This window comes from Nocardia sp. JCM 34519.1, assembly GCF_020361265.1.
GTDB classification, from domain to species: Bacteria; Actinomycetota; Actinomycetes; order Mycobacteriales; family Mycobacteriaceae; genus Nocardia; species Nocardia arthritidis_A.
The window spans coordinates 1-12,028 of the sequence record NZ_JAIRBR010000044.1; the positions used below are offsets into that span (position 1 = coordinate 1).

Annotated in this window: 8 protein-coding genes; 3 read left to right on the top strand and 5 right to left on the bottom strand. The window is 65.3% G+C overall.

Going from position 1 to position 12,028, the window contains the following annotated elements:
• Positions 1–357: 357 nt before the first annotated feature.
• Together mycP and eccD are read right to left on the bottom strand one after the other, a co-directional pair.
• Positions 358–1,710: a type VII secretion-associated serine protease mycosin gene (gene mycP / locus LGY53_RS43235; protein WP_225732478.1), complete on the bottom strand. Its 1,353-nt coding sequence runs from the start codon at positions 1,708–1,710 to the stop codon at positions 358–360.
• Between the two features lie 41 nt (positions 1,711–1,751).
• A complete protein-coding gene (eccD, locus tag LGY53_RS43240; protein ID WP_255670288.1) occupies positions 1,752–3,230 on the bottom strand; it encodes a type VII secretion integral membrane protein EccD in 1,479 nt (492 codons plus the stop codon).
• 265 nt (positions 3,231–3,495) lie between these two features.
• Here eccD and eccCa point away from each other — a divergent pair, with 265 nt between their 5' ends.
• The 3 genes from eccCa (at position 3,496) to LGY53_RS43255 (ending at position 9,823) form a co-directional block, all read left to right on the top strand.
• The gene (eccCa, locus tag LGY53_RS43245) at positions 3,496–7,530 is read left to right on the top strand and encodes a type VII secretion protein EccCa (protein ID WP_225732480.1); all 4,035 of its coding nucleotides are present in this window, start codon (positions 3,496–3,498) and stop codon (positions 7,528–7,530) included.
• Complete coding sequence (locus LGY53_RS43250; RefSeq protein ID WP_225732481.1) at positions 7,530–8,951, top strand: type VII secretion-associated protein; 1,422 nt, start codon at positions 7,530–7,532, stop codon at positions 8,949–8,951. The genes eccCa and LGY53_RS43250 overlap by 1 nt, the downstream gene beginning before the upstream one ends.
• Positions 8,952–9,040: 89 nt before the next feature.
• Positions 9,041–9,823, top strand: a complete 783-nt coding sequence (locus LGY53_RS43255; protein ID WP_225732482.1) for an AAA family ATPase — start codon at positions 9,041–9,043, stop codon at positions 9,821–9,823.
• Positions 9,824–10,007: 184 nt separating this feature from the next.
• Here LGY53_RS43255 and LGY53_RS43260 read toward each other — a convergent pair whose 3' ends face one another.
• The 3 genes from LGY53_RS43260 to LGY53_RS43270 all read right to left on the bottom strand — a co-directional run.
• On the bottom strand, positions 10,008–10,307 hold the full coding sequence (locus LGY53_RS43260) for a WXG100 family type VII secretion target (RefSeq protein ID WP_225732483.1): 300 nt from the start codon (positions 10,305–10,307) through the stop codon (positions 10,008–10,010).
• A 38-nt stretch (positions 10,308–10,345) separates the two neighbouring features.
• The gene (locus LGY53_RS43265; RefSeq protein ID WP_225732484.1) at positions 10,346–10,663 is read right to left on the bottom strand and encodes a WXG100 family type VII secretion target; all 318 of its coding nucleotides are present in this window, start codon (positions 10,661–10,663) and stop codon (positions 10,346–10,348) included.
• A gap of 376 nt (positions 10,664–11,039) precedes the next feature.
• Positions 11,040–12,028: hypothetical protein (locus tag LGY53_RS43270; protein WP_225732485.1), on the bottom strand; the 989-nt coding region annotated here is incomplete at its 5' end.

A 12,028-nucleotide genomic window follows, 5' to 3' on the forward strand; every position in this document is an offset into this window, starting at 1 on the left:
GTTCGAACCAGGATCAACCGGACAAGGGGTCAAAATTCAGATGCCACGCAGGGGTCAGTTTTCACCCGCCGTCGACAGACCCAGCACTCGATCGCAACATGGCGTCGACCTCGTACTCCCAACGGAAGACGAGGAATCCTCTGATCGGTTGGAATCGGCCCGGGTCGGCCGGTACAAGTTTCGGATCGGCCGCAATGGGGACGTGGTGGCATGAATGCTGTTGTGGTTCAACACCATTCGAGTCACTCGCTGCCGATGTCTTGTCGTGCGCCGGTGGTCGGCTGAATTGTCGGGTTGGTGATCGCACCGCGATGGGGTCTCGGCGGTTCGGCCGAGGCCCCATCGTCGGTCTGCCGACTACATCTCGTCGGATCTGACTCCGAACTTGCGTCGGATCGGGAAGGATGCGAGGTAGCCGAGAATCAGTGTGCCTGCGATGATTCCGGTTCCGATCAGCGCGACATCGCGTGCGCTGTTGTCGGGCGGTGGCGGCGCGGCAGGCGTCGCCAGTTGGTTGGTTTTCGGCAGGGCCGGGAGTTTGGGTTGTAGTGGGGCACTGGATACCTCGGCAGTCAGTGCCGCGATCGGATCCACCGAGCCGTATCCGACGTACTGGTTCCAGCCGCCATACGGTGCGTGGGCGGTCGCCTCGATCCGCTTGATCACCTCGCCCGCGCTCAACTGCGGGTAGCGGGCTCGGACGAGCGCGACAACGCCGGTAACCAAGGGTGCGGCGAAACTGGTTCCGCTGATCGAGGTCTGCTGGTTCTGGAAGTTCCTGCCCGTCGCGAGGCCGTCGGATAAGGGGTTGAGCGAGACGAGGTTCTCCCCGGGCGCGGCCACACCTACCCACGGACCCGGCACGGTGAACGTAGAGGGAGCACCGTTGTCGCTGATCGAGCCGACCGACAGCACATAGTCGTCCCAGCGGGCAGGGCTGACATTGACCACCACGTTTTTCCACGGGTCGGCGGTCGGATTCAGCGGATCCACAACGGTATTCACCGGTTTGCACGGTTCGGTGTCGTTGTTGCCCGCCGCCGCGACCACGACCACGTTGTTCTGAAACGCGTATTGCACCGCGGCGCCGACATCTCCGTCGAGGTCGTTACTGGGCCCGCACCAGTCGATCGAAATATTGATGACCGTGGCGTGCATGTCGACAGCTCGTCTGATCGAGGCGGCAATGGTCGACAGCCTTCCGAAACCGTCGGGGAGACTATCCGGAGATTTGTTCTGTGCGGCGCCCTTTTCCTGATACGCCTTACTGGTCTGCCGGATGCTCAGGATCCTGGCTTCCGGAGCGACACCGGAAAACCATGAGCCATCCACCTGAGACGCAGCGATGAGTCCCGCGACAAAGGTGCCGTGCGCATCGCAATCCTCGGTGCCGTCACCGGGATTCGCGACGAAGTCACCGCCGGGAATCAACCCCGGCAGTCGCTTGTGCCGTGCGACACCGGTATCGATCACCGCGACGAGCTGACCGGCACCCTTGGAGAATTGCCATGCGCGCTCCAGGCCGAGGGACTTCCATGCGGCCGGGGGCGTGGGTGCATCACCGCCGGTGATAATGTCCGCGCACTTCGAATTCGACGGAAACTCGGTCGCGACCGGCGGCACTGCCGGATCTCCGGGTGGTAGCAGCGCCGGATTCACCGCAGGGGGATGATCCGCCTGCGCCACACCAACCCCGAACGACCCACTCATCCCCAATACGATCGCCGCGGCGGCGATCCTGACCACCCCGTTCACAGGTTCCGGACAACGGAGTAGAGATCGGTCACCCAGAAGACGAGCGGCAAAACCGCTGCGACGAAGGCGTATTCGAGGAGTTCGACGCCGCGGCGCATCGGGGGTGTCGCCGTTTGGTTCGGGATGATGATGCCGAGGATCAGGGCCGCGAGAAGGATGAGCAGCGCCGCGCCGAAGATGGCGAGCGGCAGCACGGTGATGTCCTTGGGGCCGAAGCTGGCGCCGATCAGCATGATCAGCACGATGCTCGCACCGCCCGCGATCAACACGACGGCCTGTTCGGCGCCCGCATAGGTGCGGCTGCGGAACATCAGCACCACCGCGCAGACCAGCGCGAGCGCGATGCCCTGCCAATACGGGTCACCCGAGCCGGGATCGGTGGCCGCGAGGGCTCCGGCGGCCGTCACGAGCGTGGTCGCGGCGACCAGGCCGGCGAGGTACATCCGCGCCCGTTCGGCCTTGGCGCGCAACACATCCATCGTCGGCAGCGCGCGATGGTCGTCCGGATCGTCCTCGGTGGGATCGATCGGCGTGCCCGGCGACGGCACCGGCGGCAGCGGCAGACTCGCCAGCACCATCGATATCCGCGGCGACAACGAGAGCCCGGCGAGACCGAGCGCCGCGACACCCGCGCCGATTGCCCGGTTCTCGACATGGGCGAGCAACCCGACCAGCGCGGCGGGCACCGCGTACACCGCGAGCGTGCTCGCGCCGATGAACAGCGCGAGGCCGACGCCGGTGACCCGCCACGCGAGTACCGCGGTCGCGCCGACGAGCACCGAGCCGAGCAGGAAATGCGCCCAGCCGTAATCGCCCGGCACGAACAGCATGCCCGCCGTGAACGCGGTCGGCAGCGCGCAGCCGCCGAGTACCAGCGCGGTCGCGGTGTCGCCGTACATCCGGCTCAACACCATGCCCGCGACGACGAACAGCACCGTCACGCCGAGCGCGATACCGCCGCCGACCCACCCGGGCAGACTGCCGGGCGCGGTCAACAGCCCGAAGCAGCCGACCAGCATGGTCAACGCCGCGAGCACCGAACCGGTGATCCTGGCGATCTTCGGGGTCCAGGTGCGGTAGTGGTCGGCGTCGGCGATCGCGACGTTGTACATGATGTCGTCGAACAGCGGCGTCGGCGCGGTGTGCGACGCGCTCTCCAACATGAGCAGCTCACCGTCGCGGACACCGTGCTCACCGAGGCTGAGCGAATTGGAGAACGGAGGATGGCCGATGCGGGCGAGCACCCATTCGGCCGGCTCGAAACGTTCGCCCTCGTTGTCGAAGTCGTTGGTCCGGCTGTGCTGAGCGACCATATCGACGACGCTCGGGATGACCAGCGCGACCGGCACGTCGACCGGGATCGCCATATCCACCTGCGTGTGCTTGGCCAGGATGGTCACCCTGGCCAAGTCCGGCGCGCGCACTATGCCGCGCGATGATTCTTCGTCGATGTGGTCAAGTCGCGCGTGCGTCAAGCTTCCCCCAACTCGTCTTCTACCTCGGGTTTCCGCTCGCTCGCCGCGGCGGGGCCGAGCTTGCGAACCCACCGTGCGGGCAGCAGAATGCTGGCTGAACAATACGACATGTCGGCTGTGACCTCTACACTGAGGCCAATCTGCGGCCGCCAATTACCAGTGGTCGTCGAAGCACAGCTCGGATAGAGGGGGATTCTCTTTTCATGAGGGAGCGAAGCGACTGCCAGCGCGCCGTGCGCATTCCCGGGTCGAGTGAGGTCCGGATATGAGCACGGTCCGGTTTCAGCGGCGCGCGCGCCGGGAGATGCCGCGCTCGCCCGGCGGCGAGGTGACGCTGCAGCCGCCACCCGAAATCCCCAGGGTGACGCCGGGCAATCTGTTCCTCAAGATGATGCCCGTCGTCATGATCGTCGGCATGGTCGGAATGATGGCCCTGCTGTTCAAGACGAACGGCGGTTTCGGCTCGAATCCGACCAGCCTGATGTTCCCGGCCATGATGATGTTCTCGATGGTCGGCATGTTCGCCGGGCAGGGCGGCGGCAAGGGACAGAAGGCCGCCGAGGCCAACGAGGACCGCAAGGACTATCTGCGCTACCTCGACCAGGTCCGCCGCGATGTTGACGAAACCGCCAAGCAGCAGCGGGCTTCGGTGGAGTGGAGCCACCCCGAGCCGGGTCTGATCTGGATGCTCGCGGGCACCAGCCGCATGTGGGAGCGCCGCGCGGGCGACAAGGATTTCTGCCACGCCCGCATCGGCGTCGGCGGTCAGCGGTTGGCCACCCGGCTCGTGGCCCCGGAGACCGGCCCGGTCGAGGAATTGGAGCCCATCGCGGCGGTATCGCTGCGCCGTTTCGTGCGCGCCCATTCCACCGTCCCGGATCTGCCCACCGCCATCGCGGTGAAGGGTTTCGCCACCATCGCGCTGGACGGCGACCGCGGCGAGGCCCGCGATATGACGCGGGCAATGTTGTTGCAGCTGTGCATGTTCCAGGCGCCGGACCAGGTGCTGGTCGCCGTCGTCTGCGGTCCCGACACCGCGCGCGAGTGGGAGTGGACCAAGTGGCTGCCGCACACCCAGCATCCCGACGCGCAGGACGGTATCGGCACCCAGCGCATGTTCTACGGCTCGATTCGCGAGGCCACCGCGAGCCTGCAGCCGCTGATCGGCAATCGCGTGCGTTACTCGCGCAACCAGCCGGCCAACGCCAATATGGTGCACATCGTCTTCGTGGTCGACGGCGGCCTGCTCGAGGCCGAAGAGGATCAGCTGCGCGAATCCGGGTACGAGGGTGTCACCATCATCGACCTGTGCGGTTACGCACCGCGCCTTGCCGTTTCGCGCGGCATCAAGATGATCGTCGAGAACGGTGAGTGTGTCGGTCGCGGCGCGACCGGCAATCAGGAGCGTTTCGCGTTGATCGACCGGATCAGCCCGGAACAGGCCCAGCAGGTCGCGCGCAGGCTCGCGCCCTATCGCGCCGCGACGCAGCGCAGCAGCGATGTCGAGACCGACGATTCCGAGGTCATCTCGACCTGGAGTCAGCTGATGGGCCTCGGCGATATCGGCACCTTCAATCCCGAATCCGCGTGGCGGCCGCGGTACGGCCGGGAGCGGCTGCGGGTGCCGTTCGGTGTAGGCGCCGACGGTATGCCGGTGGAACTGGATATCAAAGAGGCCGCCGAGAACGGCATGGGTCCGCACGGATTGTGCATCGGCGCAACAGGTTCCGGTAAGTCGGAGTTCCTGCGCACCCTGGTGCTGAGCCTGCTGGCAACTCATTCGCCGGACCAGCTGAACCTGGTGCTGGTCGACTTCAAGGGTGGTGCGACCTTCCTCGGTCTGGAGGGTGTCCCGCATGTGGCGGCGGTCATCACCAACCTCGAGGAGGAGGCGGATCTCGTCGACCGTATGCGCGACGCGCTGGCCGGTGAGATGAACCGCCGCCAGGAGGTGCTGCGCGCGGCGGGCAACTTCGCCAACGTGCTGGAGTACGAGAAGGCCCGCGCCGCGGGCGCCGATCTTGATCCGCTGCCCGCGCTGTTCGTCGTGCTCGACGAGTTCTCCGAATTGCTCAGCCAGCACCCGGATTTCGCGGAGCTGTTCGTGATGATCGGCCGCCTCGGCCGCTCGCTGCACGTGCACCTGCTGCTGGCCTCGCAGCGTCTGGAGGAGGGCAGGCTCAAGGGCCTGGAGAGTCACCTGTCCTACCGGATCGGTTTGAAGACGTTCTCCGCCAACGAATCCCGACAGGTGCTCGGCGTGCCCGACGCCTACAACCTGCCGAACAGTCCCGGTGGCGGCTACCTGAAGTCGGACTCCGGCGAGATCGTGCGCTTCCAGGCCTCGTATGTGTCCGGCCCGTATGTCGGCGGCGGTTCGCAGCGCGACAACACCGTCGCGGGCCAGGCGGGCGAGATCGATATCAAGGCACGGCCGTTCACCGCGTCGCACGTGGATTTCCGTGCGGTGGACCGGGTTCCGCTGCCGCAGGTATCGCAGCTGGAGCCGGAGCCGAAATCGGATGAGGGCGAGCAGATCTCCAACCTGAACATGCTCACCTCCCGGATCCGCGGGCACGGCCGCCCGGCGCACGAGATCTGGTTGCCGCCGCTCGGCGATGCTCCGACGCTGGATCAACTGATTCCGCGCTCGATCCTCACCGGCGAGTACTCGGCGGTGGCCACGCTGCGCGCGCCGATCGGCATCGTCGACCGACCCTACGATCAGCGCCGCGACAATATGTTCGTCGACCTGTCGGGTTCGCGCGGCAATGTGGCGATCGTCGGCGGCCCGCAATCGGGTAAGTCGACGGCATTGCGCACGATGATCATGGCGCTGTCGATGACGCACACCGCCGAGCAGGTGCAGTTCTATTGCCTCGATTTCGGTGGCGGCACGTTGGGCAGCCTCGAGGGTCTGCCCCATGTCGGCTCCGTGACCAGCCGCTTGGAAGAGAACAAGGTGCGGCGCACGATCGCGGAGATGACCACCATCGTCCGCAGTCGCGAGCTGCGATTCCGGCAGCTCGGCATCGAGTCGATGGTGGAGTTCCGGCGGCTGCGTGCGATGGATCCGTCGAGCAGCCCGGCCGCCGCGGGTGCGCACGAGGACCCATTCGGCGACGTATTCCTGGTGATCGACGGATTCGGTTCGATCCGCCAGGACTTCGACGCGCTCGAGCAGACCATCATGAACCTGGCGGTGCAGGGTCTGTCCTACGGCGTGCACGTGGTGATCGCGCTGGCCCGCTGGGCCGAGGCGCGTCCGGCGCTGAAGGATCAGATCGGCACGAGAATCGAGCTGCGCCTTGGTGATCCGATGGATTCGGATCTCGGCCGCAAGTTCGCCTCGCTGGTGCCGATGGGTCGCCCCGGCCGCGGTATGACACCGGACTGCCTGCATATGCTCACCGGTCTGCCGCGCATCGACGGCAGCTCCGACCAGACGACGCTGGGTCCGGCGGTGGCCGACGCGGTCGCCACCATCGCGGCGGCGACGCCGGGGCGGCATGCCCCGCAGGTGCGGATGCTGCCCGAGGAACTGCCGCGCGAGCAGCTGTACTACCTGGCCGGCAATTGGCCCTCGCAGCTCGACCCGGCCAGGGCGAATCTGCGAATTCCGATCGGTATCAACGAATCCGAGCTGGCCCCGGTCTACCTCGACTTCAACGAGAGCCCGCACTTCATCATCATCGGTGACTCGAAGGCGGGTAAGACCACGCTGCTGCGCAACATCATCGACGGCATCGTCGCCTCGAACACGCCCGATCAGGCACGCATCATCCTCGGCGACTACCGGCGCACCCTGCTCGGCGCGGTGCCGCCGAACTACCTGGCGGGCAAGGGTTTCACCGCGGAGATGTTCACCGACAACATGAACGATCTGCCCGCCTACCTGGCCAGGCGCCAGGCGCCCGCGGATGTGACGCCGCAGCAGCTGCGTGAGCGTTCGTGGTGGAGCGGTCCGGAGCTGTACGTCATCGTCGACGACTACGACCTGGTCGCCACCTCCAGCGGTAACCCGGTGCAGGCACTGCTCGACTATCTGCCGCACGCCCGCGACCTCGGTTTCCACGTGATCATCGCGCGGCGTTCCGGCGGTGCCAGCCGAGCAATGTACGAGGCGGTGATCGGGCGGATGCGGGATCTCGGTTCGGCCGGTTTGATCATGAGCTGCAACAAGGACGAGGGCGTCCTGATGGGCACCACGCGGCCGAGCTTCATGCCGCCTGGCCGGGGCACCTTCGTCACGCGTGATGTCGAGGGCCTGATCCAGCTGGCTTGGACGCCGCCGGCCTGATGTCAACGGTCGAGCTGGTCGTCACCGAATCCAGGATCTGGGCCCGCGGCAGTGCGACGCACTGGGATCTGCCGCCGTCGATCACGTTGGGCGGCAACGGATACGACCTGATCGTCGGCGAACCGCTCACCCCGCCGACTCAGGTCAGCTCCGCCGTCCAATTCGCGACGGCGGACCGGATCGCGCTGGAGCCGCGGCTGCCGTCGGCGGTCGAGGCGCTGAACGCGATATTCGGCACCATCCTGCAGACCATGCGGATCACGGTGCCCGCCGACCGGATCATCGTGATCTGCTCGACCGAGTGGGGTCCGCGGCGGCGCGGTGTATTCGAGGCGGCTCTGCGCCGCTTCGCCGCCGATATCCTGTTCGAGGAGTTGGCGATTCGCACCGTCGACGCGGATGAGGCCACCTCGCACAGCCGCCGCGTCGTCGTCTTCGAATTCGGTTCGCTGACAACGACGGCCAGCACGGTGGTGCGCGATCACCGGGGCACCCGGATCGAATCGTGCGAGCACGAACCGAATCTCGCGGCCGATGAGCTCAGCCCAGCAGCGCTCTCGGCCTTCCTGGATGGTTTGCTCGGTGGCCGTCCGGCCGATCTGGTGCAGGTTTTCGGGGTGCTGACCCCGCAGCAGTTGGAGACGGTTCGCGCGGTTGTGCACCAAAGTTGCGGTGCCACAGTGGATCTGCGCGTGATCACCGGCCCAGATCTGCTGCGTCGCGCACCCGAGCCGAGCAACCGGCCCGACCCTGCCCCGCCGACCCTGCCCGATACCGAGTGGATGCAGCCGCTGCGCGCCCGCGCCGCCGCGATGAAACCGCCGAATCCGCGCCGCCCCTACTACATTGCGGGTGCGGCGATCGCGGTCGTTGTCGTATTGGCCGCGACGGCGGTCATCCTGCTCACCGGCTCGCATGACAAGCCAGGAGCGGTCGCGTCCAATGTGCCCCCCACGCAGCCCGATCTGCCGCCACCGCCCATCGAGAGCGGTCCGACGATGGAAACCTTCGGCCGTCTGCAATTCCAGACCCCGGAGGGATGGAAGATCGCCCCGGGCGCGGATCCGGCGAAGGGCCGAATCGATCTGATCCCGCAGGACGGCACCAAAATGCGCATGACGGTCGTGACGGCCGTTGTGGACCTCGGCACCAGCTACGACCAGGTCGCCACCGAATTGCAGGCCAAGATCGCGAAACGCCCGCCGGGCACCATCACCGACCTGACCCGCGACGTGGTTTTCGGCGGCCGCTCCGGGATTTCCTACCAGGAACATCCGACCGACGGCTCAACTGTTCGCTGGCATGTCCTGGTCGAATTCGGCTATGAGATCAGCATCGGCTGCCAATACGCCGACAACAACTGGTCGATGCTGTCGGGGACCTGCGACAAGTTCGCCACCACGGTACATGTGCTTCCGTGAATTAGCTTGTAGCACAACGTTTTCGACCCTTTGGTGTACCTGCGCGCCGTCCGCGCTGTGGCCGGCCATCCGCAGGTTAGGGTGGGCTGGTGGGTGGCCGGTATGCGTTCGCGGACTCCGACGGGCGGTTCATCCGTGAGATACGCCTCGACCCTGACGCAGTCGAGCCGGGGTACCCGTTCAATCTGCCCGCCGTTCGATTCCTGGCGCGCAGCAACGGGTTGACCTTGCCCGGCGGGGTGACATTTTTGGTGGGCGAGAACGGCAGCGGCAAATCGACGCTATTGGAAGCGATCGCCGTCGCGGCCGGAATCAATGCCGAAGGCGGGAGCCAATCCTTCAATTTCGCCACCCGCGCCAGCGAATCCTGCCTCGGCAAGCTGCTGACCGTCGCATGGGGGATTCGCAAACCGCGTTCCAGATTCTTCCTGCGGGCGGAGTCGTACTACAACGTGACCACCGAACTGGAGCGGCTCGACGCCGAGCCCGGTTCGCCGCCGCTGCTACCCGCCTACGGTGGAGTGCTGGCGCACGAACGCTCGCATGGAGAGTCGTTCATCGATCTGATGCGACATCGGTTCCGCCCCAATGGGTTATATCTGCTCGATGAGCCGGAGGCCGCGCTGTCGCCGCGTGGATGTGTCACGGTGTTGGCCCGCCTGACCGAACTCGTCGCCCAGGGATGCCAGGTCGTGGCGGCCACCCACTCTCCGATCCTGCTTGCCCTCCCCGGTGCGCGGATCTACGAAATCGACGACAGCGGCGAGATTTCCGTCGTCGACTACGATGCCGCTCTACCGGTCCGTCTCACCCGACAGTTCCTAGCCGCCCCCGACCAATACCTTCGGCACCTGCTCGACGCCGACAATTGACCCGGAGCACCACATAGTTCCAGCTCATCGAAGGCCGGTTGTGCTTCGCGAAGAAAGCGGCCCTCCTCACCTCGGTTGGCCAAGGGGTGAGTCGCAGTACGAGAGTGCGTACCCAGAAATCATTCGCGCCCCCGGCAAAATCATTGCCGGGGGCGCGAATTGGCCGAGACGGTTCTCAGAGAAATCAGAACAGCGAGGCCAGGCTCGTGTCGGTGCCCTGCAGGTCGGTGTTACCGGAGCTGACGAGCTTACCGGCGCTTTCCAGCGTCGTGTTGAGCTGCGTCACGTTGGTGTTCCACTGCGCCTGCAGCTGGGTGAACGCGTCGTTCGCGGCACCCTCCCACTCGTTCTGCACGAAGGTGGTCACTTCCTTGTGCAGGTCTTCGAGCAGGGTCATGATCCCGCGGGCCTGGCCGATGATGGACTGGGCACCGGCCTCGACCTCACCGAAGTGGGCGCGAATCTGTGAAGGGTTGCCTGCCATGTGAACTCCTCAAATAGTTATGTCGGGTAACGGCCGAATCAGGGGAGGTCCAGGCTGGACACTTGGGCCTTCACCTGCTGGGCGAACTGCTCGTCCTGGCCCTCGAACTTCCGGCCCGACTGGATGATCTTCTCGGCAGTTTCCTGCAGCTTGTCGTTCATCTTCTGGGCCTGGGTGAAGTACTGCTCCATGAAGGAGGTGAATGCCACCTGCGCCTGACCGTCCCAGGTCGCCGTAGTCGTCTGCTCGGCGGTGCGGGTCTTGTTGATCTCGGCGATCAGGGCGTCGTGCTTAGTCTGAATCTTATTGGCGAACGCCTCGAGTTCCTTCGGGCCCGCCTTCAACGATCCTGCCATTTATGGCTCCTTTCGAATACCGTCTCGGCCAACGGTAGAAGTGCCAGTTGGCCTATACATCTGGTTTGACGCGTAGTTGGTCTGATCGGTTCCATCGTTCTTCGAGAAAGTTTCGGGAACGCCCCTTCGGATCAAACCGCCTGCATCCTCGACCGGCCCCTGCGGTACGTGGCCCCTGCTGTGGGCTCACCGCAGACCCTGTCCGCGGCCGATCTGCACGACTGGCGTCACCAGCCCTGTTCCCCTCCTTCCCCCTGCTCGCTGCTTTCTCGGCTGGCGAGTGGGCTGGCTGCGGCTATACGATATCCGACCCCGTACCATCGCGCTACCAGCAGTTGAGCAGCCGTAGGTTCAAGCCTAAGGCTTTCCGGCCGCACTACATACTGTTGGCGAACAGCGCATACTGCGCGGTCGCCTTTTGGTGCACATCGACGATCTGATCGCTCTCGACTATGGCGACGTAGCGGTGATAGGGCACGGCGCAACTGAACCGCTTCGGCCGCAGTAGCTTGGATCGGTTCTCCACACAGCTTCCGCCGGGGATGCTCGGGGGCGCGTCGGCCGGGACGGTCTCGAGTCCGGGGGCCTGCAACAGCTTGGGTGCAAGCGTCCGTGCCCCATCCGCATCGCGAGTGCGGATCGCTGTGGTGCCCCAAGAAACTCCGAAGGTGTCGGCGCCGACTGCTATGAACGTGTCTCGTAGCCCGCGCAAAGAGCGTGTCCAGTTCAGAAATCCGGTCAGCCCGAACGAAAAGAAGCTGATGGAGCTGGGGGAGATGGCGCGGTCGGGATTGAGTGTGCGTCGCAGGATCCCTTGGGGATCGTCGTCGAGACGCAAGATCTCTTTCGGATTCAATGCGGGGAGATTGTCGAGCAGCGCGAACTGGGCACCGTAGGTTTTCTCGGTCAATTCGGTCAGCCGGCCGAGATCCGGATCGGCAAGCCCGATATTCAGGTATACGACGTAGCGGCCATGCGCGGCGGCCGAGCCGATGGTCGGCACGCCGGGTCGCCAATGTGCATGTGCGTCTTGATATTTGGGAAGGGATACGCGCTGGTTTCCGTCTGCCATCGTCTGGAAATCTGTTTCTTCCAGTTCCGCCGCCGCGCGCGCCGCTGCGGCGTCGTCGGGAAATTGCATGACAAAGCTGGATATGAAGGCAGGATTGCTCCGCCTTGCCAGTGCCGCCAGCGGTTCGTCGGCGGCATTGTTGACGAATACGTCGTAGTGCTGGTCGTCGGTACTGCCGGCGGTGGCTCCGTACAGGTACCTGTTCCGCGCGAGCACCCCTAGACGAGTGAGTCCGAACCGGTTTAGTGGTCGAAGGCGATGAGGGAGCGGGTGACTGGTTGTCCGGTGTGGTG